At 57.7% G+C, this 22,901-nt stretch carries 21 protein-coding genes and 1 pseudogene; 14 read left to right on the top strand and 8 right to left on the bottom strand.

The features are described from left to right. Position 1 precedes the first annotated feature (1 nt). The 7 genes and pseudogenes from ACFVSI_RS00915 (at position 2) to ACFVSI_RS00945 (ending at position 7,378) form a co-directional block, all read left to right on the top strand. Entirely contained in the window at positions 2 to 802 is an 801-nt protein-coding gene (locus tag ACFVSI_RS00915) for a sugar phosphate isomerase/epimerase family protein (protein WP_387819088.1), read from the top strand. Positions 803 to 1,132: 330 nt separating this feature from the next. Further along, positions 1,133 to 2,212, top strand: a complete 1,080-nt coding sequence (locus tag ACFVSI_RS00920) for a substrate-binding domain-containing protein (protein ID WP_387819089.1) — start codon at positions 1,133 to 1,135, stop codon at positions 2,210 to 2,212. 58 nt (positions 2,213 to 2,270) lie between these two features. Further along, complete coding sequence (locus ACFVSI_RS00925; RefSeq protein WP_387819090.1) at positions 2,271 to 3,791, top strand: sugar ABC transporter ATP-binding protein; 1,521 nt, start codon at positions 2,271 to 2,273, stop codon at positions 3,789 to 3,791. 83 nt (positions 3,792 to 3,874) lie between these two features. Then, positions 3,875 to 4,804, top strand: coding sequence for an ABC transporter permease (locus ACFVSI_RS00930; protein ID WP_387819091.1), 930 nt, complete (start codon positions 3,875 to 3,877; stop codon positions 4,802 to 4,804). Then, positions 4,801 to 5,796 (top strand): ABC transporter permease, encoded by a 996-nt coding sequence (locus ACFVSI_RS00935; RefSeq protein ID WP_387819092.1) that lies wholly within the window; start codon positions 4,801 to 4,803, stop codon positions 5,794 to 5,796. The genes ACFVSI_RS00930 and ACFVSI_RS00935 overlap by 4 nt, the downstream gene beginning before the upstream one ends. Before the next feature lie 274 nt (positions 5,797 to 6,070). Next, a pseudogene (locus ACFVSI_RS00940) lies at positions 6,071 to 6,316 on the top strand (amidase family protein); the annotation flags it as partial. Positions 6,317 to 6,694: 378 nt separating this feature from the next. After that, complete coding sequence (locus ACFVSI_RS00945; protein ID WP_387819093.1) at positions 6,695 to 7,378, top strand: GntR family transcriptional regulator; 684 nt, start codon at positions 6,695 to 6,697, stop codon at positions 7,376 to 7,378. Between the two features lie 304 nt (positions 7,379 to 7,682). On the opposite strand, the gene ACFVSI_RS00950 is transcribed toward ACFVSI_RS00945, so the two are convergent. Then, the gene (locus ACFVSI_RS00950; RefSeq protein WP_387819094.1) at positions 7,683 to 8,339 is read right to left on the bottom strand and encodes a TetR/AcrR family transcriptional regulator; all 657 of its coding nucleotides are present in this window, start codon (positions 8,337 to 8,339) and stop codon (positions 7,683 to 7,685) included. A gap of 116 nt (positions 8,340 to 8,455) precedes the next feature. Between ACFVSI_RS00950 and ACFVSI_RS00955 the strand changes: the two genes are divergently transcribed. The 3 genes from ACFVSI_RS00955 to ACFVSI_RS00965 all read left to right on the top strand — a co-directional run bounded on the left by ACFVSI_RS00955 (position 8,456) and on the right by ACFVSI_RS00965 (position 10,791). Further along, positions 8,456 to 9,340 carry an arginase family protein gene (locus ACFVSI_RS00955; RefSeq protein WP_387819095.1) on the top strand — a complete coding sequence of 295 codons (885 nt, stop codon included), beginning with the start codon at positions 8,456 to 8,458 and terminating at the stop codon, positions 9,338 to 9,340. Positions 9,341 to 9,456: 116 nt separating this feature from the next. Beyond that, positions 9,457 to 10,095, top strand: coding sequence for a GntR family transcriptional regulator (locus tag ACFVSI_RS00960; protein ID WP_387819096.1), 639 nt, complete (start codon positions 9,457 to 9,459; stop codon positions 10,093 to 10,095). 201 nt (positions 10,096 to 10,296) lie between these two features. Beyond that, entirely contained in the window at positions 10,297 to 10,791 is a 495-nt protein-coding gene (locus ACFVSI_RS00965; protein ID WP_387819097.1) for a VOC family protein, read from the top strand. Between the two features lie 57 nt (positions 10,792 to 10,848). Here ACFVSI_RS00965 and ACFVSI_RS00970 read toward each other — a convergent pair whose 3' ends face one another. Continuing rightward, a complete protein-coding gene (locus ACFVSI_RS00970; protein ID WP_387819098.1) occupies positions 10,849 to 11,469 on the bottom strand; it encodes a TetR/AcrR family transcriptional regulator in 621 nt (206 codons plus the stop codon). Between the two features lie 135 nt (positions 11,470 to 11,604). Here ACFVSI_RS00970 and ACFVSI_RS00975 point away from each other — a divergent pair, with 135 nt between their 5' ends. From ACFVSI_RS00975 to ACFVSI_RS00985, 3 genes are read left to right on the top strand one after another with little or no spacing between them, the layout of a single operon-like run. After that, a complete protein-coding gene (locus ACFVSI_RS00975; protein ID WP_387819099.1) occupies positions 11,605 to 12,888 on the top strand; it encodes an MFS transporter in 1,284 nt (427 codons plus the stop codon). A 29-nt stretch (positions 12,889 to 12,917) separates the two neighbouring features. Further along, complete coding sequence (locus ACFVSI_RS00980; RefSeq protein WP_387819100.1) at positions 12,918 to 13,283, top strand: EthD family reductase; 366 nt, start codon at positions 12,918 to 12,920, stop codon at positions 13,281 to 13,283. Next, positions 13,280 to 15,085, top strand: coding sequence for a glycoside hydrolase family 3 protein (locus ACFVSI_RS00985; protein WP_387819101.1), 1,806 nt, complete (start codon positions 13,280 to 13,282; stop codon positions 15,083 to 15,085). Before ACFVSI_RS00980 ends, ACFVSI_RS00985 begins: the two co-directional genes overlap by 4 nt. A 362-nt stretch (positions 15,086 to 15,447) precedes the next feature. Here the strand turns inward: ACFVSI_RS00985 and ACFVSI_RS00990 are convergent, their stop codons facing one another. After that, a complete protein-coding gene (locus ACFVSI_RS00990) occupies positions 15,448 to 15,831 on the bottom strand; it encodes a MerR family transcriptional regulator (protein WP_387819102.1) in 384 nt (127 codons plus the stop codon). A gap of 49 nt (positions 15,832 to 15,880) precedes the next feature. On the opposite strand from ACFVSI_RS00990, the gene ACFVSI_RS00995 reads away from it, so the two are divergent. Then, positions 15,881 to 16,981 carry an alkene reductase gene (locus ACFVSI_RS00995; protein ID WP_387819103.1) on the top strand — a complete coding sequence of 367 codons (1,101 nt, stop codon included), beginning with the start codon at positions 15,881 to 15,883 and terminating at the stop codon, positions 16,979 to 16,981. 486 nt (positions 16,982 to 17,467) lie between these two features. Here ACFVSI_RS00995 and ACFVSI_RS01000 read toward each other — a convergent pair whose 3' ends face one another. From ACFVSI_RS01000 to ACFVSI_RS01020, 5 genes are all read right to left on the bottom strand, one after another. After that, a complete protein-coding gene (locus ACFVSI_RS01000; protein WP_387819104.1) occupies positions 17,468 to 18,976 on the bottom strand; it encodes an NAD-dependent succinate-semialdehyde dehydrogenase in 1,509 nt (502 codons plus the stop codon). Between the two features lie 19 nt (positions 18,977 to 18,995). Continuing rightward, on the bottom strand, positions 18,996 to 19,799 hold the full coding sequence (locus ACFVSI_RS01005) for an HpcH/HpaI aldolase/citrate lyase family protein (protein WP_387819105.1): 804 nt from the start codon (positions 19,797 to 19,799) through the stop codon (positions 18,996 to 18,998). Continuing rightward, positions 19,784 to 20,569 (bottom strand): 2-oxo-hept-4-ene-1,7-dioate hydratase, encoded by a 786-nt coding sequence (hpaH, locus tag ACFVSI_RS01010; protein ID WP_387819106.1) that lies wholly within the window; start codon positions 20,567 to 20,569, stop codon positions 19,784 to 19,786. Before hpaH ends, ACFVSI_RS01005 begins: the two co-directional genes overlap by 16 nt. 11 nt (positions 20,570 to 20,580) lie before the next feature. Next, positions 20,581 to 21,987 carry a nitrate/nitrite transporter gene (locus tag ACFVSI_RS01015; RefSeq protein WP_387819107.1) on the bottom strand — a complete coding sequence of 469 codons (1,407 nt, stop codon included), beginning with the start codon at positions 21,985 to 21,987 and terminating at the stop codon, positions 20,581 to 20,583. A gap of 91 nt (positions 21,988 to 22,078) precedes the next feature. Further along, a complete protein-coding gene (locus tag ACFVSI_RS01020) occupies positions 22,079 to 22,897 on the bottom strand; it encodes an alpha/beta fold hydrolase (protein WP_387819108.1) in 819 nt (272 codons plus the stop codon). Between the last annotated feature and the right edge of the window lie 4 nt (positions 22,898 to 22,901).

Here is a 22,901-nt window from a genome sequence, read left to right on the forward strand (position 1 = left end):
AATGGCTATCGGTCAACGCCTCATCGGTTTGGCAAGCCTCACGATGATCCCGGTTCACCCAGTCGACTTCGTCGAAGTGGCAGGCGAAGCAGGTTTTGATTTCGTGAATTTACGGCTTGCAGCCCCCCACCCACGACTGCCCTACCCCCTCATGGGCAACAAAGCGGAACTCGAAAAAGTCCAGCGAACTCTTGACCAATTCTCCGTACAGGTACTTGACGTCGAAGTGATCCGCGTCGATGACCATCTCGATATCAGTTCGCTTCACGAGTTGTTTTCAGTTGCTAAGACCCTGGGCGCCCAATATGTCATCGCTATGAATCTACTTGCAGATGAAGCCCTGGCAATTCAGCGCTTCGGGGCCGTCGCGGCGGTAGCCCGCCAGTATGGCTTGATGGTCATGGTTGAGCCGTTCATATTCAGCGAAACGCGGTCACTTGCCGCGGCCGAACGACTCGCGCAGGCATCAGGTGGATCCGTGCTGATCGACACGCTTCATTTCGTTCGAATGGGGGAAGACCTCAGCGCCCTTCCCGAGCGAATCGTCCAGACAGCGCCCTACGTCCAAATTTCCGACGGCCTCATGAGGTCGGACATTGATCTCTCCCGTGAAGCGTTTACGAAACGCCTAGCTCCCGGGCAAGGCCACTTTCCACTCGCAGCCTTTCTCAGAACTTTGCCTAGCAACACCCCAATTAGCTTCGAGGTTCCTGATAACGACCGTCTGCATGACATAGGTCCCCGTCGCTATGCCAAGGAACTATTCACCGCGGTTACCCGGTTTTTAGAGACCAACGACTGAGCAACGCATCGTCGTGCCCGGCCAATTTAGGGGCGTCGACACTTGATTGCAGACCTAGAAAGGCAAATGAAAATCTTCACAAGTATCAAGAAACGTATTTACAGCCCTAGAAATCACAAGTATGATGAGCTAAGAGCACATCGTGCTAGGTTGCGTCAGCAAACATGGACGCAGCAATCACTCCCCCCTTCGTCGCATCGCTGTAATGCCACGACGCGACCCCTGTGTGCGCATCGGCACTCCTCTCGGTAGCGAATGTTCAACGACGACTCCGTTGAGAGACCCCACACACCCTTTTCGCCCCCGGGCAAGTACGTTAGGAAAAAGTTTATGTACGCATGGCATCAGCGAGCCCGGCGCGGGCTCACAGCCCTGGCAGTTCTCGCTACCACCCTTCTTGCAACAGCAGGGTGCTCCTCAGTGTCGCCCGAAAGCGGGGGCGACGATAAGCCGTACACCATCGGCTTTTCAAATACGCTCCTTTCACAAGAGCCGCGGGTGCAGATGCTCGAAGGCCTCAAAGCGGCCGCTCAGCCTTACATCGATGCAGGAAAGCTTGCGCCGATTGTTGAGGAAGTCGCAAACACCGACGTTCAGGGACAGGTCCGCCAGATCCAGTCGCTCATGAACCGGCAAGTGGACTGCATCGTCCTGACCGCTTCCTCAGTTACCGGACTGAACCCCATCCTCACTCAAGCTATGGCTCAAGGGATCAAGGTCATTGTGATGGACAACTTCATTGACCTTGAGGGTGTCATCAACGTAGGAGCCGACTACCGCGGAAACTTCGAGCGGGACGCCCGCTGGGTCATGGATCAGATGGGAGGGCAGGGCAAACTCCTGCGCGTCGACGGCATCGCCGGCTACCCGGCGGACCAGCTTGGCATCGATGCTGTTAACGCCGCGCGTGCTGACAACCCTGGAGTCGACATCGCTGGCACCCTGAACGGAGACTGGGATACCGCCACCGCCGTGCAGGTCACTTCCTCCTGGCTCGCGGCCGGCAACGTGCCTGACGGTGTCTGGGCATCCGGCGGTGGGGTCGCATACGGCGTCCTCCAGAGCCTCCTCAGTGCGAACGTGAATCCGCTGCCGGCTATTAACGGCGAGGGATCAGTAGGATGGCTCCGGCTCGCGGCAAAGACAAAAGCGAGCCACCCCGACTTCAATATCTACTCGGCCAACCTCATCCAGCCGCAGGGAATTGGTTCCGCCGCGCTTCAAGTTGCGATGGAGGTTCTCGAAAACGGCAGCCAGCCCAAGGAATCGAAGCCTCTGCTCCTGCCGGTGCTTGAGATCACCAATGACAACTATCAGCAGCTGATCGACAAGTCGGCCAATCTGCCCGACTCCGCGACCTATTCTGGCGACTTGGTCACTCGAGAACAGGCGTTGAACCTTTGGTTCTGATTCTCCAATTGCGGGAGCAGCTCGTTTCTCCCGGAGCAGCACGGGAAAGGAAAATGTCATGCCGCAGCTTTTGACAGCTACGGGAATACGAAAGAGCTACGGCGCAACCATGGCCCTGTCCGCTGCCGACATCACAGTCGACAGCGGGCACGTTGTGGCCCTGCTCGGAGCCAATGGGTCCGGAAAAAGCACTCTAACCAGAATTCTCACCGGAGCGGCCTCATCAAACGGCGGCGAGATCATTTTTGATTCCGCGGCTTTTACGCCACGGTCCCCACAAGCGGCTCAGCGCGCTGGCATCGCCGCCGTTGCGCAGGAGCTGAGCCTTGTACCGGGCATGACCATTGCTCAAAATATATGGCTTGGAGCCCGTCGGGAACTGCCTAAAGGCAAGGGCTTGGCTCACCGGCAGAATGCCGGCGCCGCAGAGATGTTGAACTTGTTCTCAGGGTTCTACCGGGATTCCGTTACCCCCCGTACGCTGGTGTCCGATCTGTCACCGGACGAGAGCCAAATCGTCGAAATCTTGAAGGCCGTCGCCAGGAAGCCAAAGCTTCTGATTCTCGATGAAGCCACCTCGACCTTAGACCGCTCCCAAGTGGCACGTCTCTCATCACTGATCGAAGAATGGTGCCAGGACGGAATGGGTGTCATCTTCGTGTCCCACCGGATGGATGAAGTGTTTTCCATCGCACACCAAGTCTGCGTCGTGCGGGGCGGAAAGACCGTCCTTTCCGCCCCAATCGAGGATGTCACGCGTGAGTCTGTGGTGTCGTCGATGACTGGTTCAGCAGAGGGACTTGTCACTCACAGCGAGTGGTCCAGCAATATCGACATCGTGAAGCCCGGAAAGTCGATTCTAGAGGTTCAAGGGGTCGGGGCAAGTGGGGTCCTGCCCACTACATTCACTCTCCACCAGGGAGAGATAGTTGGGTTGGGCGGGCTTCAGCGGCAGGGGCAAACTGCGCTACTGAGGGTGATCGCCGGCCAATCATCCGAGCCGGTTGGAACAATCTTGATCGACGGCAAGCAGCTGCTTCCGCTGTCTCCCTCAGAGGCCATGGACAGAGGAATACAATATGTCGGCGGCGACCGGTCCGAACTAGCCTTCAAACCCCGCCCTATATCCGAAAACCTTCTGGCCAGTGCTTTCCGTGGGCTGAGCTGGGTCTTGCCTAAGAAAAAGACCGAGGCGGTGGCAGCCGAATGGGCAACGCGCCTGCAAGTGAAAAGCGCGGGACTGTCGGCACCGATCTCGTCGCTTAGCGGTGGCAATGCGCAGAAGGTGCTGTTAGCCCGCGCTCTCGTAAATGAGCCGCGGGTCATTGTCCTCGATGATCCAACGAAGGGGGTGGACGTCATGACAAAACGACACATTTACGCTGTTCTCCGTGAATTGCTAGCAGAGGGCATAGGCGTTCTCCTGTATTCGAGTGAGGACGAGGAACTGCTCGAGCTCGCCAACCGGGTGCTCGTGTTTCATGATGGCGCAGTCGTCGCGGAGCTCGCGGGTCCCAGTTTGAACAAGCAGGCGCTGGTCGCCGCATCAATGGGAGTCCGGGAGGAATCCGAACTATGACACTCACCCAGCATCGAGCGCCGAGGAACATTCAACCGCGTCGTCCTCTGCCAGGATGGACGCTGGCAGGACTGCTTCTGTGCGTGTTGCTCATAGTCTACCTCATCACGGCGCCGAACTCAGGTTCCTTACTGGCCTTCAACGGCACGATCAGGACTTCGTTGCCCCTCATATTAATCGCGCTGGGGCAGACCGTGGTCATACTTACTGGAGGCATCGATCTATCGATAGGAGCGCTGGCCGCTCTGGGCAGCGCGGTAGCCGTCACTATGATCAACGCCAAGTCCAGTCCGATGGAAATCCTAGTCGGTTTGCTGGCCGTGCTGGTCGTCTGTGCCGTCGGTGGGCTGGTCAATGCGTTAGCGATCAGTCTCGCCCGGCTGCAACCCATCATTGCTACGTTCGGGACAAGCTTCGTCTTTGGTGGTCTAGCACTCGTTCTGCTGCCCTCGTCAGGTGGTCAAGTGCCCCTCAGCGTGGTCATTTGGTTCAACAAGGACGCGCTCGTCGTGTCAAACGCGATACTCATCCCCGCGGCCCTCATCGCGTTGTGGACTTGCTTGATGAGGACCCGCTACCGCGACTACCTATACTCTGCTGGGGCTTCCCCCACAGCTGCTTATGTAAGCGGTGTGCCTGTCCAAGGAGTGCGTATCAGTGCATACGTGATCGCCGGGGTATTCGCCGGCCTGGCGGCAATAGCTGCTTTGCTCATAACAGGAACTGGCGAGCCCACTGCGAGCCTCGGACTCGTCCTTCCATCTATCGTTGCGGTCATCGTGGGAGGTGCGAGCTTTTCGGGAGGGCAGGGAGGCCTTGTCGGAACTGCTTTCGCGGCTCTGGCGCTGGGGCTTCTCCAGACGCTCCTTTCCTTTTCTGGGCTGCCCGCGCAGTGGCAGCCCTTGGCCTATGGCCTTGCCATCCTGCTCGCGCTGTCTCTGCGCCGAGTCAGGACCGCTCTGTTCGCGCTCCTTAGAAGCGTCACCCGGACCAGTAAGGTGAAAACCTCATGATCACAGCATTCGAGAAGGCCACGGACCGCGTATCTCCCCGGGAAAGGTTGGCGCGGCAGTTTGGCCCCACCGGGCTGGCACTCACGGTCGCTATTGCGCTGTTCTTCCTCGGTGGCCTGATCGCACCAGGCTTCACAACGCCGAGACAGATCGCTTCTATCCTGACTATCACCACTCTGCTCGCCCTGATTAGTCTCGGCCAAACACTTGTGGTGATGAGTGGGGGAGAGGGCATTGATCTATCCGTTGGCGCACTGGTTACCCTGTCGGCGATCACCGGAGCAGCGGTCATGAATAGCCAGTCTGAGAGCACGGTAAACGGGATCGTCGCGGCGGTGGTGGTATGCGCTGCAGTTGGAGCATTAACAGGCGTAGGCATCGTCCTGCTGAAATTGCCTCCGTTGATCGTCACCCTTGCCATGAGCGGGGTGCTCGGCGGGATCTCTTTGGTGCTGACGAACGGTCGTCCGCCTGGCGGACCGTCGCCGGCACTGATCGATTTCGTTCAGCAGCCGATCCTTCTGGGGCTGCCCGCGGTGACTTACGCGGTCCTCGCCTTAGCGGTTGTCGTCGGATTCGTGCTGACCCGTACTCGTTTTGGCAAACAACTTCTTTCCGTAGGGGCGAACCGGGCAGCTGCGCGATGGGCCGGTATAGGGGTAAATCCCACAGTGGTCCTCACGTATTGCCTGTCCGGCATTGCTGGCGGACTCGGAGGAATTGTCCTAGCAGGCTACGCAGGTTCAGTCAGTATTTCCATCGGGAGTCAGTACACCCTGCTAAGTATCGCCGCCGTCGTTATTGGTGGGACAGCGCTCACCGGTGGGACAGGAAGCTTTTGGGGCACGGTGAGCGGAGCACTGATGTTGACTGTGCTGACGGCACTCCTCACCGCGATCGACCTTACCCCGGCTATGCGCCAAGTCTGCTACGGGCTGATTTTCCTGGCAATGGTCCTCCTATACGGCCGGCAGAAGAGCCTTCGACTCTGACAGAGTCTTTCGTGCAACTCTGCGCACTTAACAACCGCTTAGGAAGCTAAGGAGTGACGTGGTTTATTCAAGTTGAGCCGCCCTTCAAAGTGGCACTCGAAGGGCGGTCGTCAGTACGTTGATAAACCGGACTCAGAAACTTACCAAGGAACGGTGCTAGCCCGATCAGCAACACAGGAGGCGTGAATGGGTAAAGTGATCGACAGTCAGCTGGCATTCGCTTCAATCCGGACGCTGGCCTCCTGGTACATACCACCGACTAACACCTTGGGCACCAGAATTCTGGTCAGGTGCCTCATCCAGTGGGTCGGCGGTGGCGACAACGATGGGCATATGCTTCGACGCCTTCGGTTCCGACACGGGCGGCTCGATACGCTCGCCGCCGTGGAAGGTTACGCCCCCAGTGACCCGTCCACCCTCCGCTCGCCTGCCCAACATCCAGTTTCGCTCTCGACATTATCGGGTCTGCGTTGAGGACTCGATGCGGTGCTCCTGGAGAATATCCCGGACGACGTGGTGAGGTGTCGTGAGTGGGTAGAGCACTTTGAGGGACCGGGTGCGCGGGCGGTCCCTATTCGGTTCCGTGATCTCCCACGCGCCACTGCTGCGTGGGAGATCATTGTCACCGTCGAAGTTAGTCTGCGAGCCGAATACAAGGATGTCTTTCAGCAGGCGGACGCGTTGATTTGCCCAGCATTCCCGGTTCAGGTCGTGACCTTTGATGAGTGGAATGGCGTCTCGGATGAACACAATGGCTCCATTGCAAGGTTGACGGCGCGTCCAATCACACAGGAGATTCCGCGGTGACTGCGGAATCTGGCGTTCGTGACCATGCTCCTGCCGGTGTCTGAGGTCGTATGTTCCGTATGATGTTATGAACGAACGGGGAACATCTGGCATGCTGAAATCAGAACATATATATCGGGAAATCAAGCGTCGCATTCTCTCCGGCACGTATTCGGAGGGCTATCGCCTCGTGCTTTCCGAGGTTGCCGGGAAATTCGGTACCAGTAATCTCCCGGTTCGCGACGCGATTGCCAGGCTCGAAGCGGACGGGCTAGTGAAAATCCGTAAGCACTCCGGCGCGGTGGTCGCGGGTGTCAGCATTCTGCTTTTTCGTGAGCAGATCGAGACCCTCGCTTACATCGAGGGGATCGCGGCCTCGAAGTCACTGAAAAATATGAGTCTCGCGCAACTCGCCGAGGCGCAGGAGATCAACGAGGAGTTACGGCGAACACTGAACAACTTTGATCCTATTCTTTTTGCGGAGCTCAACGAAAAGTTTCATGCTGCGCTCTGCGCAGCATGCCCCAATACACATCTCCTGAAAATCCTCGATAGTGAACGGGACGCTGCCCAGATCGTGCTGGAGAGTACCTACTCCCACCTCCCAGGTTCCCATCTCCCTGGGCCGCCCCAGTCCACCATTCAACAGCACAGCGAGATTTTGGATCTCGCTATGAGCGGTGCTGACGAGGCCGAACTCGAAGTTGCGGTGCGTCAACACCGCCTGCTCATTCTGGGGAACCTCGAAGCCCTCACCAGGGCAGGTGTGGCGCGCTTTAGCAACGAGGTCGTCTGATGCTGCAGAGTGATTTGGAAGCCCGCCCCTTCATGGTGGCCGGCAGGGTCGCGGTGGCCATCGAAGTATTCGCCCCAGCCCGCGACGACACACTGTATGTGGACTAGCTGTACAGCCTTTTGAAAAGGATGAGCAGCAGAAGGGGTATCCCAGGGCTGGGCGCATCTGTAGTCCCCCGCACAAGATCTGTAGGTGCCGCCCGGAGAAGACTTCAGAACTGTTTGACCAGAGGTGAGTAGATACACGCTCGTGACGAAGCAAGAGGGGCGTCTGCAACCGGATGCAAACGGCCAAAGCAGATGTCTCAGGGACGCAGTGAGCTCTTGAGCGATTCAGCCCAAGTCTTGAATGACTCAGCCAGATCGATGCATCCGGGTTCTTGCAGCCACTGGTTTTCGATTCCTTCGCTCATCGCAACCACTTGTATGCCGATCGCCTCGGGGTCAACGTCGCGGCGCACTTCGCCGGAGTCGATGCTCCGTTGAAAAGCATCCTTCACGAGTTGTCGGCTGAATTGGTAGTGACGCTGGGCAAACCCTCTGCCGGGGTGGTCCGGGCTCGACGCTGATTCGGCATTGTTGAGGTGGGTGAGCAGGACAAATTGGTACCGCTCGGCATTTGCTCGCGCTGTGCGCGTAAATGCGTCAAGAACCTCAAACCCGGTTGGCTCTGTCCCTAACGCCGACAGAAGACTGTCGGTGTCGGCTGCTTCGTGAGCACGGAGTACGGACGTGAACAGCTCGATCTTGTTGGGGTAGTGAAAGATCAACCCGGCCAGCGTTACTTCAGCAGCCTTTGCAATTTCATTCATCGAGGCGCCGTTGAAGCCCCGCGCTGCGAAGGCCTCCCACGCTCTGTTGAGGATTCGTTGGCGGGTCAGTTCACCACGCTGGTACTTGACCCCTTTTCGGCTACGTGGCCCATAAGTCCCTTCCATGGCGTCCGTTGCTTGTTGATTCAATAGCGTCCTCCTCCAACGACTATATGTCGATCACACCTTCACAGAGGCGCCTCCCGTTGAAAACCTACTAGGCTATAGATATTCGCCTTCCCTGGTCCCTCTTGAGGAGAAGAAAAATGAACTTGCAACCATCGACTCACCTTCGTCTGGTCTGGCCGGAATGGCAGGGAGCGGGAACTGACAGCATCCGAACCTTAGCCCCAGAGTTTCCCTTTGAGACGGCTAGGCGGGGCTACGCGGTCGGTACTCAGGTTCTCCAAGCCGTTTTGCCGGCTCATGATGGCCCAACGGACTTCGTTCCAGTGACGCTGAGTGATGAAGGATTGGAAAAGCGGGATGGTATTGAAGCGAAGACGGCGGTCTTGGCTCAACTTGATGCTGCATTCGCTATCTTGCGAAAGCATAATGCAGAACGCATCACCACTTTTGGTGGGGACTGCGGAGTGAGCCTCGCGCCGTTCTCAGCCTTGATCGAGAAATACGGAGAGAGTCTAGCCATCCTGTGGATAGATTCCCACCCAGACATGGGCACGGGTGAGAGCGCCTACCCTGGTTACCACGCCATGGTCGTGTCAGCTCTTACGGGTCACGGCGACAGCGAGATCCTGGGCCGTCTTCCCGCGATTATTCCGGCCTCTCGTGTCGCGCTTGTGGGCATGCACGACTGGACGGATGATTCCCTCCCCGCCATTGCCGAGGACTGGGGTCTTTCAGTCTTTCCACCTGACGGACTGCGCACGGACAGTTCAGCATTGATTGCTTGGCTACGGGAGACGGGGGCGACCCGGGTTGCGATTCACTTCGACGTCGACACGATCGATTCCGATGAGGTTCAACTGGGCCTTGGCGCCGACGTTGGTGGGCTTACGATCTCGCAGGCGCGGAGAGTAGTGGCGGACATTTCCGAGGAGGTTGACGTTGTAGGTCTGACCATTGCGGAGTTCATACCAAGGCAAGTGATGCGCCTGAAGACTGTCTTGGAAGGATTCCCTCTCCTCTAGTGGCCATGGCCCGCGGCGTGGTCGGACGAATGAAGGTATGCGCAATTATCCGATGCGTTCACATCAAAAATGCGATTGAATGAGAGGGTGAACAACGAACGGGAGAGGCCCAGATAATGCTGAAATGGGAGCTTGTTTATCAAGCTGTTAAGTCCCGAATCATCTCTTCGACGTATACGAGTGGCTATCGCCTTGTGGTGGGGGATTTGGCGGCAGAGTTCGGAGTCAGTGCACTGCCTGTGCGGGATGCGCTTTCGCGTTTGGAACAGGAAGGCATGATCGTCTCGAGACGGAACGTCGGCGCCCAAGTAGTTGGAATCGACCACCGAAAAGTGCGCGATGAGTTGGCCACCGTGGCATACCTTGAAGGGCTGGCGGCCGGCTTGGCGGTCGGGGAAAAGACGGCGTCGGATATCGCTCGAGCTGAGGCGATCAATGGCGAGATGGCCAAAGCGATTGTCGGGGGGGAAGTGGAGAAGCTTGCAGTACTTAATCAGGCTTTTCACGAGACTTTGTGCCTGCCATGTCCCAATCAGCGCTTGGAGCACTTGCTCAAGGATGAGTGGAACTGGTCAAAAGTGCTGATGGAGGCAGCCTATCCGCTGCTCCCCGACATAGGATCTCAAGGTGTCGAAGAGCACTCCGGCCTTATCGAACTGCTTCGCACGGGCCCCTCCTCTGTGGATTTTGAACGAGCTGTCCGTGAGCACCGCATGGGGAACGTGGACGTTTTCAATGCGCTTGCGAGACGGTAGCACTTCGACTTTGCCTCAGTAGACGTTCGTCAATAGCTCGCTGGACTACAACGGGTGCTCTGCGGATGAGTTCAGCCGCCGTCCCGTCGGCCACGGTCGGGATACGATTTGCTAAGAGCTTCACGATCTTTGTCGGCCATCGATGAAACTGAGTAAAGAACTTGTCTATCAAAGAAAAGTGGGACGTCGTGGTCGCGTTTGATGCCCCCAGCCCTCGGTGGTGTTCACTTGCAACTTCATTGGAAGGAACATGAGTTGAGAACTTATCGTCCGAATCACACCGCTGTCTCTGTTCGGGACATGAATGCTTCCCTGGACTTTTACGGCGCCCTCGGTTTCAAGGTGGTCAACCGCACCACGTTCGATGGTGAAGAGTTGGTGCACATACAGCTTGGTGAATACCTTCTTGAACTTTTTGCGTTCAGGAAAAACGCTGGACAACCGCCTCTTCAGCTCGGATACGGCAACGGTCCCGAGAGTCTGGGGGTTAAGCACTTGGCGTTCGCGACCGATGACATCCATGCGGCCTTGGTTGACCTGAAGGAGCGGGGGCTTGCCGACGACTCGATCAGCGTAGAAGGCGAAGCGGAAGGCAAAGTCCAATGGTTTTTCATTACGGACCCTGACGGTATGTGGGTCGAGATCATCCAAGAGGATCGATTTCCGGTCTACGCGGCACCGTGGCCGGGTATGTAGTCTCAACATTGCGAGTATGCCGATCCATCCTCAAGGATTGGCCTTGGCGGCCGGCAGTTACGCCGTGATTGTCGCCCGCAGCTGTCGTGTGTAGTCGTGGAAAATCTTGACTATGTCGACATTGTCAGGATCAATCAACCACTGGTTTTCGAGGCCTTCCAGGACGCCGATGACCTGTCGCGCGATAGTTTCAGGATCTATGTCCTTTCTCAACTGCCCCTCCTTGATGCCCGAAGTGAACGAGTCAACAAGCATGCTACGTCCGTTATCGAAGTGCTCAAGAAAGTACTCCCTCGCCGGATGATCTCCGCTCGAGGATTCAGCTGCCAATAGGTGTGACAGCCTGACGATGCCGACGAGGCTGAGGTTCCGCTCAACTACCCAATCCCAATGGTCCAGGATTTCTGTGCCTACGAGAGTTTTGGGGCCAGGCCAGTCATCAAGGTGCAAGGTGTCGCGATACTTAAGAACAGCTACAAGCAGCCGCTTCTTGTTTGGGAAATGATGCAGGAGGCCCTGTTTTGTTATCCCGGAGGCCTTGGCGATCGCATCCAATGACGTTCCCCTGAAGCCGTGCCGTCCGAAGAGTTCAGTCGCCTCTTCAAGGATTCTCTTCTGGGCTGCGAGACCTTGGGCGTAAGGGCCCCGGCTCGCTCTCGTCTTCGTCTCTGTAGTCACAGTCCAAGCATAGGCGTGCCCGCACTCGGCCAACGCGGCGTTCGCGCGACCGTACTTGTAAACAGCGTGTAAACACGACACCAACACCTACCAAATGGTATGGATTCAGGATATTCTGTGAGGCGAAGCTCGAATATGAGCGCAGTCACACCTGAAGGAAGCCTCTTGAAGACTCAAATATCCCCGACCTCCATCGCCCTAGCCCCGTCCCGCAGCGTGGGATTCATAGCCATGCTTTCGGTAGCGAACCTTGGGCTCTGGTTGGCGGTCTATGCCCCTGCCTTGGTCACCGTTTCCATTCGGGTCAGGGAAGTGGACCCTGACAATGCCGTGCAGGTGTATGGCTCAATCACGGCCGTAGCAGCCCTCTTTGCCCTGGTCGGCAACCCATTGTTTGGTCGATTGTCCGATCGATCGCGCTCGCGATTCGGCAGGCGCCGCACGTATTTCGTCGGCGGAATGGTGGCCGGCACCGCTGCCGTTACGTTCATAGGGCTGACGGACTCGACTACTGCCATGATGGCAGGTTGGTGCGCTGCCCAACTTGCATACAATGCCGCGATCGCGGCACTCACCGCAGTGCTGGCAGATTACGTTCCTCAACATCAGCGAGGCCGTGCCGCCGGAATTACCGGTGTTTGCAACTTTGGCGCCTTGGCCGGTGCGGCCTACGTGGCCGCTTGGTTCTCGGAAAGCACCGTGCTTATGTTCCTTGCGCCTGCAGTAATTGGCTTGGTCCTCGTTGGAGCCTTCGCGCCACTGCTGAAGGAAACGCAAGGCACCTCAGCACGCAAGAAGTTTGAACTGCGCGACTTCTTCACGACTTTTTGGGTAAACCCACTAAAGAATCCTGATTTTGCCTGGGCCTGGATTAGCCGCTTCTTCATCAATCTGGCTTGGATGACTTTGCTGACGTACCAGTCCTTCTTGCTCATCGAGCGGTTCGGTTACACCAACAACTCGGTCGCTCCCGTAGTAGCAACAGCTTCCTTGGTCCTCGTGGCAGGTATCCTGGTCGGTTCCGGCGCGGGCGGGTATATCTCGGACAAAACTGGACGGCGCAAGTTCTTTATCGCCTTGGCTACGATCATCGCTGCTATCGGCTTTCCCATCATCGCATTTGCCGGTGATCTCAATGCTTTCCACCTGGGAGTGGTCCTGGTCGGCCTCGGCATTGGCATTCATATGTCCGTTGACTTAGCTCTGGTTACCGACGTGCTGCCCGACACGGAAGAGGCTGGTAAGGACCTAGGTGTGTTCAATATTGCGAACGCATTACCTCAATCCGTTGCCCCGGCATTCGCTGCCGTGCTTTTCGCACTCTCGGGCGGTCAGAACTTCACTGGACTCTACTTGAGCGCTGCGGTGTTTGCGCTGTTGGGTGCAGTGGCCGTCAAGTTCGTACGCGGATCACGTTAACCATTCGCACTTCTCCAAAGGAGCCCACCTTGAGCTATTCACTTGCTTTTCTAACCCGCCCTGCACCTGGCATCAGCTACGAAGAATTCTTCGATCACTACACCCGAATACACCGTCCCTTGGCTGAGCAGTTGCCTGAATTGCTGTACTACCGTCAGACGCGGATCGACAAGTCTGGCTATCGTGGCGACGACGCGATTGAGTATTCTGCGTTCTCTGAGTATGTCTTCGAATCTGCAGGGGCAGCTGAGCGTGCCTGGCGTTCTCCCGAGGCCAAGGTGCTCGATCAAGATGCAGCCCTTTTCATGGATGGGGCCTCTGTCCTGACGATGCCATTGAACGAGTTGGGTACTTACGGAGGTCGTCGGAGCGCCGCGGGGGCTGAAAACGAATGAGCCACATATCGAAAGGTGGCGCCACGAACCTCATTGATGTCTGCGGGTACCGCAATCCGGCGCTGACCATTGACGAGCGGGTTGAAGACCTTCTCGGGAAGATGACCCTGGATGAAAAAGCCGGACTCATGTTCCATCAGATGATTGAGATCGGGAACGGGGGATCACTTGCCGACGCCAGTGCCGAGTACAACCTCCCCAGCATGAGGGAGTTGATGGAGGAGAAGCACATCACCCACTTTAATGTCATGGGCGGTGCTGACCCGGCTGTCATGGCGGAGTGGCACAATCGCGTGCAGGAAGTGGCGCATGCTGCTCGGTTGGCGATTCCAGTAACCCTGTCAACTGACCCACGTCATGCCTTCACTGACAATCCTGGTGCCAGCTTTACTGCAGGTCCGTTCTCCCAATGGCCCGAGAGCCTCGGGCTGGCCGCTATCGATGATGAGGCAACCACACAAAGGTTTGCTGACATCGCCCGCCAGGAATATCTGGCCGTCGGAATACGTGTAGCGCTGCATCCCCAAGTGGACCTGGCAACTGAACCTCGATGGGCCAGGATCAACGGAACATTCGGTGAGGATGCCGCCCTGACTTGCAGAATGCTGACCGCCTACATCAAAGGATTCCAGACCGAAGCGATTGGCCCTCAAAGTGTTGCCACCATGACTAAGCATTTTCCCGGCGGCGGCCCTCAAAAAGACGGCGAGGATCCACACTTCGAATACGGACGTGAGCAGGTCTATCCCGGCAAAAATCTGGCCTACCACCTCAAGCCCTTTGAAGCAGCTTTCGAAGCAGGCACCTCCCAAATCATGCCCTACTACGGCATGCCTGTAGGAACCGACTACGAAGAAGTGGGTTTCGGCTTCAACAAGGGGATCATTACCGGCCTCCTGCGAGAAACTTACGGCTTCGATGGAATCGTGTGCGCGGACTGGAGTTTGCTCAACGACAGCACTGTGTGGAATGAGCACCATCCGGCTCGTGCGTGGGGTGTGGAGCATCTCAGCCCGTTGGAACGTGCGGAGAAGGCCATCGTTGCCGGGGTCGACCAATTTGGAGGCGAACACTGCCCGGAATTAGTTGCAGAATTGGTGCAGTCGGGGCGCATCTCGGAAGCCAGGATTGACGAATCGGCTAGACGGCTCCTGCGTGAGAAGTTTGTCCTCGGACTCTTCGACTCGCCGTATGTCGATCCCGCCGCCGCAAGGGTCAAGGTCGGGCAACCAGAGTATGTTGAGGCCGGCTTTGATGCTCAGTGTCGCTCGATCACGGTCTTGACTAATGGCCGCCATGACGGGCCTGTCTTGCCCCTTGGAGGGCGACCACGAATCTATGCACCAAACGTAGATTCGGAGCTACTCCTGGCGTACGGCGACGCTGTTGAAGACCCCGCGAACGCAGAAATTGCGCTACTGAGGCTGAAGGCACCCTTTGAGCCTCGAGAAGGTGCTTTTGAGCAGTTTTTCCACGCCGGCAGTCTGAGCTACGACCCGGATGCGTTGGAGCGAATTCTCAGCGTTTGCCGTCAAGTGCCCACAATTGTCGATGTCTACCTTGACCGTCCGGCTGTCATACCAGAGATCCTGGGGGAAGCGGCAGCCGTCATTGCGAACTACGGCGCCTCAGACAAAGCGATTCTGGAAGTCATTTTTGGCAACCGTCCCCCGGAGGGCAAGCTGCCTTTCGACCTGCCTTCATCTATGGAAGCCGTGGCCGCGAGCCGTAGCGATGTTCCATTCGACACTGCTGCCCCGGCTTTGCATTTCGGACATGGCTTGCGCATCGACTCTGAGTAACTGGTTCTCTTCAAGCACCTACCAAATGGTAGGTGCTTGAAGGGCATCATTGAGAACTCACTGAAGCGGCCGGGCCCTCGAGAGCCCCAAAACCGTCCGTGAAGCAAATCCAACCAAGCAAAACCTCCGCTCTCAGTAGCCGGTCCACTGCATAGGGATGTGACAGCAGCGATCATGATGCTGCCGTCGGTACTGATCTTGGCAAACTTCGAACCGCAACCTTGCGTCGGTGGGTTTGCTGGACCCCTGGTTGGGCGATGAAAGGCCGCACAGCCACAGCGCCCATTTGTCCATGGAAATGCCTGTTGGACGGCGGTTCGGGCTGGGGTCGCCCTCAAATGATGCGAGGATGAACCGTTGCACTAGGATTCCCGGCGCTGAGGTTGGGTCTCGGCGATGATTCTTGCCAATTCCGCGCGCGAGATGGTGATCTGGCGTATTGCAGTGTCCAGCCGATGAAGCTCGACCTCCAACAGTGACTGCAGCTTCTCTCCTGGAGAAGCCGTATCCGTTTCAGGTGAACACCCATCTACAAAGGGCAGAAGATCCGCAATTTTGCTGCTGCACAGCCCTGCAGCGAAAAAGCGCTGTATCCATGCCACGCGAACAACGGATTCAGGGCTGTAAGTTCGATGTCCGCCGGCTGTCCGGCCGGCATGCAGGAGGCGTTGCCCTTCGTAGTATCGGAGCGATCTGGTGCTGACTCCCGTGATGAAAGCCAGTTCTCCTATCCGCAGTTTTTCCAACGACTCACAATTTGAACTTAACACTGATGTCAACTCCTAACGTGGTTCCATGAGTTATTTGACGCATCCTCTTTTTCGACCCTATGCCCTGGGGCCGTACCTCCTACCCAACAGATTCGTAATGGCTCCGATGACCCGTAACAGGGCGCTTCCCACTGGAGTCCCGACGCCTTTGATGGCTGAGTACTATGCCCAGCGTGCCTCAGCGGGTCTTATCGTTGCGGAAGCTGCCGCACCTGCCGCAGACGGGCAGACGTACCCGAACATTGCAGGGATTTTCAATGAATCCCAGCGAGAGGGCTGGCGACTGGTGGTCGAAAGCCTTGTAGCCGCCGGCGGACGGGCCTTCCTTCAGTTGCAGCATGGTGGTCGTATTGGTCATCCCTCAACGAACGGGGAAACGCCCATGGCGCCCACGGCCTTGGCCTTGCCTACATCTATTCATACCCCAAAGGGAAAGGAGGCATCAGTTATCCCCCGCGAAATGACACTGCAAGACATCCAGCAAACGATTATTAACTTTGCTGAGGGAGCTAAACGTGCAGTCCATGCTGGGTTTCTCGGCGTGGAACTCCACGCGGCCAATGGCTTTCTTTTACACCAGTTCCTGGCGCCCAACACGAATCAGCGAAATGACGAATATGGAGGAACGCCGGCACGCCGAGCACGATTTGTCATTGAGGTTGTGGATGCTGTTGTTGCGGCTGTGGGCAGTGAACGGGTAGGAGTTCGGATATCTCCACATAATCCGACCAACGGGATCATTGAATCGGCTGCCGATGTTGACGGCTTGTATCCGCTACTCGCCAAAGAGTTGGCGAAACGGAGTCTGTCATACTTGCACGTTGCGTTCGCGGACCCGACTGCCGCCGTCTGGGCGAAATTGCGAAGCAACTGGTCCACAACTTTGATCGCTAACCCCACCCACCACGGTCGGTTCCCAGAGGACGGGGGGCTCGATGCCGCTGTGAAGGTGCACGCAGCAGGCGCGGATCTAGTCTCAATCGGCCGACCGTTCCTTGCCAACCCGGACCTGGTGCAAAGGTACATACAGGGCGCTGCCATAAACCAGCCACTCCCCGCCCGGTACATGTATGTGGGCGGGGCAGAGGGCTACACCGACTACCCACTATCTGGTGCTGAGGTTTGAATACGTTGATCCCTCGAACTTGCCGAGTCGTCTGGGGTGTTGCTTATAGCTGAATGGTCCGCTTCCAGCAGCGCGATGACGTCCACTGCTACAAGCTGGCGTGGCCGGTCATCGCGTGCGCAAATCTTGCGCCTTCTCCGGTGCGTCGGCTCGCAACGGGTCTTCACGAGGAAGAGAACCGCCTACGAACTTGTCGTAGGCGGTTCTCTTTGCCCCCGGAGGTTGCGAGGTTCTCCCAGGGCGGCGTTTCCTCACATCAGCATGGCCGAATACGATCCTCGTGCATGTGAAGAAGCTTTCTTTCCCCGCCTTCGGTGAGGATCCAAGCGATCTCGAGGTCTGGGGCGGCTATCTCAACTGTTCCCGTTGTTACAGCGAAGCCCCTGTGGTCGTACACCTCCACCTGTTGTCCGGCCGTCAGTGTGGACCAGTATTCAACTTCGTTCAATGAGAGATTGTTTTTCACTGCTAACCTCGTTCCCGACGTCAGTAAGCCTGTGCATACGGGTCGGCGATCCCGATGTACTGAGTGGTCGTGTATTCCGCGATGCCTTCGGAACCACCTTCACGGCCGAGCCCGGACTGCTTGACTCCTCCGAAAGGCGCCGCGGCATTCGAGATCACACCGGCATTGAACCCGACCATGCCGAATTCAATCTGCTCGGCTACCCGAACCAAGCGGTTGAAGTCACGGCTATAAATGTATGAGGCCAGCCCGTACTCACTTGCATTGGCCAGGCGAATGGCGTCTTCCTCAGTTGCGAACGAGGTGACCGGGGCCACCGGTCCGAAAATCTCCTGTCGAAGAATTTCGGCGTCGTTGGGTACGCCACCCAAGACTGTTGGCGGGTAGAAGTAGCCTGGCCCGTCGACGGGAGCCCCGCCTGTAATTGCGGTGGCCCCAGCTTCGACGGCGGCACTCACCAAGGCGTGCACGTCGTCGCGTGCAGCGGCGTCGATCAGTGGACCGACTTGCGTCGCAGGCTCCGTACCCCGCCCTGTTGAAAGAGCGGCCATGGCTGCTGCGAACTTGCGTGTGAATTCCTGGGCGACGGATTCTTGCACGAGGAAGCGGTTTGCGGCTGTGCAAGCCTCACCCATGTTTCGCATCTTGGCCGCTATGGCGCCCTCAACAGCTGCGTCCAAGTCAGCATCCTCGAACACAATGAAGGGAGCGTTGCCACCTAGTTCCATGGAGGTCCGCAGCACGTTCTGGGCTGCATCCACCATCAACCGTTTCCCCACTGGCGTTGAGCCAGTGAACGAGACTTTCCGCAGCCGTGGATCGGCCAACAACGGCCCGGAAACTCCTGATGCACTTGATGATGAGACGACATTCAGTACCCCGGCGGGGAGACCGGCATCCAGCATGGTTTGGGCAAAGAGCTGTGCGGTGAGAGGTGTCAGCTTTGCTGGCTTCAGCACCATGGTGCACCCGGCGGCGACGGCGGGAGCTACTTTTCGGGTAGCCATGGCCAGCGGAAAGTTCCAAGGCGTGATGAGCAAACAGGGCCCCACCGGCTTGTGCTGAACCAAGATCTTGTTCTTGCCCTCGGGGGAAGTCAAGTAGCGGCCATAGTCGCGAACAGTTTCTTCCGAGAACCAGCGCAGAAACTCGGCACCATAAGCGACTTCGCCGCGGGCTTCTGCAATCGGTTTGCCCATCTCCAATGTCATGAGAAGGGCAAAATCCTCTGCCCGTTCGGTGACGAGATCGAAGGCCCGGCGCAAGATTTCAGCGCGCACGCGTGGGGCAGTTCGAGCCCAGGCGGCCTGGGCGTTGTCTGCCGCGTCCAGCGCAGCAAGTGCATCCGCACTGCTCGCAGAGGCGAGTGTTGTAAGTATTTCTCCAGTTGCAGGATCGTGGACGTCGAAGGTTCCACCATCGGAGGCGTCACGCCACTGTCCACCGATCAACAAACCGGTAGGTACGGAGGCAAGAAGGGTTGCTTCGCGTTCAGGTGAGATAGAAGTGGAGATTGCAGAAACGGACATGACGAGCTCCTCAATATTGTCAGTAGCTAGCAGGGGTTTCGTCGTACGACGGCTTAACGAATTCGGTAGCAAGTGCTTCGGAGCCGCGGGCCAGCAAGGCAACGTCGGCGCCGACCAGGACAAAGGAGGCACCGGCATCCAGGTAGGCGCGGGCGGTGTCCGGGTTGAAGGCGTTGACGCCGGCGGGCTTATTGGCTGCTTTTGCGGCTTGGAAGCAATGCTCGACGGCGGCCCTCACCTCAGGATGTTCTTGCTGGCCCAGCAGGCCGAACGACGCGGCAAGGTCCGAGGGACCGACGAAGATCGCATCAACGCCGTCAACCTGCAGGATATCCTTTACAGCGTCGACAGCCGCAGTGGATTCAATCTGTACGGTAACGCTGATGGATCCCGATGCCCTGGTGAGGTAGTTGGGGACACGGTTCCACCGTGCGGCTCTTGCGAGTGCTGAGCCGACACCTCGTACACCTGCAGGCGGATAGCGGGTGGCTGCAACTGCAGCTTCTGCTTCAGTAGCGGAATTCACCATGGGGATCAGCAGGTTCTGCACTCCGAGGTCCAGGTATCGCTTGATGACCACGGTGTCATTCACTGGTGGCCTAACGAGAGTGTGCACCGGGTATCCATGGATGGCTTGCAATTGGGACAGAATGGATTCCAAGCCGTTGGGGCTGTGCTCAGCATCGACGAGTAGCCAGTCCAGTCCCGAGCCGGCGCAGATTTCGGCCACCAGTGGGCTGCCGGAGCAGACCCACATTCCGGCAAGGGATCGATTCGCTTCGGCCAGTGCATCGCTAAATGTACGGTCTAGTTGAAGTGGCATGTGACGACTCCCAAGGGTCCGTAGTCCGCGTGCACGGTATCGCCCTTGTGCACCCACATCGGGCGTGTAAAGGAGCCCGCCAGGATGATATCCCCGGCCTTCATGGAGTCCCCGTGGGCAGCGATCTTGTTCGCCAGCCAGTGCACCCCGTTGGCCGGATGGTCCAGGACCCCTGCGGCAACGCCGGTCTCCTCGACGGTCTGGTTTTTGTAGAGGATCGCCGAGACCCAGCGCAGGTCCACCGCGTCTGGTTTCACCGGTCGTCCGCCGACCACCATGGCACCCATGGCGGCGTTGTCAGAGATGGTGTCCACGATGGTCCGGCCCTCCATCTCGATCCTGGAGTCCAGGATCTCGAGGGCCGGAACCACGTAGTCGGTGGCGTTGAGGACATCGAAAATGGTGCAGCCCGGGCCCTTCAGCCCCTCCTTCAGCACGAACGCGAGCTCCACCTCAACGCGGGGATGGGTGTACTTGTCCCACTCCACTGAACACCCGGTTTCGAGGACCATGTCATCGAATATCGCGCCATAGTCCGGCTCCGTGATGCCCGTAGCGGCCTGCATGGCTTTGGACGTGAGGCCGATCTTGCGCCCCACCAACGTGCGGCCGGCTTCCTCGTTCCGCTGCCGCCACAACTGCTGCACGGCATAGGAATCCTCCACCGTCATCTCCGGGTAGCGGGCAGTCAGGCGCGGAACCGGCTTACGGTTCCGGCCCGCTTCGACCAGTTCGTCGGCTATGGCTTCAATCAATGTTGGGTCCAGCATGAGTCTGCTTTCTATGGAGTGGAAAGAAGGTCGGATTCCACTGCGAGGTCCTTCTCGCGGATGGAGGAATCGGGAATGCAGCGTTCGCGAGAGAAGAATCCGCGGTCCAGTGACTTGTAGCGGCCCACTGTTTCCCGAGTGAAAACGGCCAGAAGCAACGCCGACAAGAGGATGAGGGCTGCCATAGCGTAGAGTGCCCAGACGAATCCGGTTTCGGACGAGTATCCACCGCCGGCGGCGATCAGCAGGCCAACGAGGATTGGACCGATACCTCCTAGCAATTGGCCAGTCATGTTCATGCCCAGGCCCAAACCCAGGGCTCCGGGCTCACACGAATCAGAGGTCAAGGCGTAGAGGACCGCGTAGACACCGTTGATGGTGCATCCCAGGAACAGCTGCACAAGGATGAGAACGACGATGCTGACGCCGATGTATTGGAGCAGCATTAGTCCCACTGCGGTCCATACGAAACTGACGAGGAGCGCGGGTTTGCGGCCGATCCTGTCCGAGATGTGTCCCCAGAAGATCTGTCCCAAGCCGCCGGTAAGGGTGAATACAAAGCTAAGCGCTGCTGTCTGGGCTATGTCGTAATGCGCGACGAAAGTGAGGTAAAGGGGAATCCACGTGGACAGGCCCACATATACAGCAACGTTCAGACCGGTGATCAGGGAGACGAATACGAGATTGGGATTCCGCAGTGCGCGCCGAACGGCGCCGGGCTGTGTCTTAAGCTCATTTGCCGAGTGCCGTAACGGGGGTGTTTCTCCGGCGGCAATGGTAGATTCTTCAAATTTCGCGTAGTTTTCGCGCGTGGAGAATCGCCACCAAAAGAAGATGATGGGGATGACTAGAAGAACAGGAAGGAAGAGAGTCACTCGCCAGTTCTCAGATCCGACGATTGTAAAGATACCCGCTACTGCAAGCCCGCCCAGAAACATGCCCCAGGGAATGGCTGTGTGATGCATGCCTGTCGCAAAACCGCGCTTTTCGACGGGCCACCATTCCGTAATGCTCGTGATCTCGACAGCTTCTCCTGCTCCGCTTAGCGCCTTATTGAAAGCTTGAAGAATGAAAAGCATGAGAAGCGTGCTGGTCAAGGCTGTCATACCTGTCAGCAACGTGAAAAGGGTGTACCCCACAACGATTGCCGTGTAACGGTACTTGCGCTTCCAGCCGTGCCCGCCGCGATCGGACCAAGCACCGAGCGGTATGGCCAATACTCCTTGCGCGAGCGTTAGGCCACCGGCGAACCAGCCCATAGTTGCTGGGTCAACGTTGAATTCCTGGATGATTGCTGGCTGCAGGATGCCTGTCACCCAATAGCGTGCATTGTCGTTGATGGCCAACAACAACCAGAGGAAGACCATCGCCCCCAGGGAGTACTTGTTGGCGAAGACACCACGTTTGGTAGTCGGCATCGTTGGAGCCAAAGACATAGGTCACCTCTCTGTGACAGTGGAAGAAAAAGCGTGGGAGGTTACCCTCCCACGCTCGATCGAGATGTAGGGATCAGTGAATTTCCTCGAGGAAGGCCTCGAGAATCTCCGTTGTTTCCTTGGGTTTGTCGACGGTGCATGCGTGTCCGGCTCCAGGCACGAGGGAAAAACGAGCGCCCGGGATCAAAGAAGCTATGGCGCGCCCCTGGACGGCGGGAATAGCTATGTCGTCGGCGCCGGCAACTACCAGAGTGGGTGCCTCGATGGCAACAAGTTCGGCAGTGACCGGTTCTCTCTTGACGACACCTCTAATTGCATCCGCAAGCCCGTTGGGATCAACCTTCGCTAGTCTCCCCAACCAGTCTTCAACTACCGCCTCCCCGTTTGTTTCGCTGCGGAGGTCCGGACCGATCAATACATCAGCCAAGCCCTTCTTGAAGGAGTCAATGCCGTGTCCCCTGATGGTCTCCGCCATCTTGAGGTTGTCAGCGTTGGCTTCGGGGGAATCGAGTTCTGAGGACGTGTTGAACAGGGTGAGGCTACGGAGAAGTTGTGGGTGCCTTGCTGCGAGCCGCATACCAACAAATCCGCCCATCGAGAGTCCTACCCAGTGCACAGGACCGAGCTCGAGGTACTCGATCAGCCCCACGGCGTCAGCGGTCAAACTGTCCATGTCATAACCAGCGGATGCTGCGGGAGTCTCGCCCTGCCCGCGCCAATCGATGGTGACGCAACGGTACTTCTGAGATAGTGCTTCAATCTGGTGTGCGTACATCCAACCGCCGAAGAAGAGGCCATGTCCGAAAACAATCGTCTGTGCATCGGGAGCACCCGCCGGGACTCCGGTGTCGGTGAAGGCGATAGCAGTTTCGTCGCGTGTGAAAGTGGGCATGCTT

Source organism: Paenarthrobacter sp. NPDC057981, assembly GCF_042886835.1.
GTDB lineage: Bacteria > Actinomycetota > Actinomycetes > Actinomycetales > Micrococcaceae > Arthrobacter.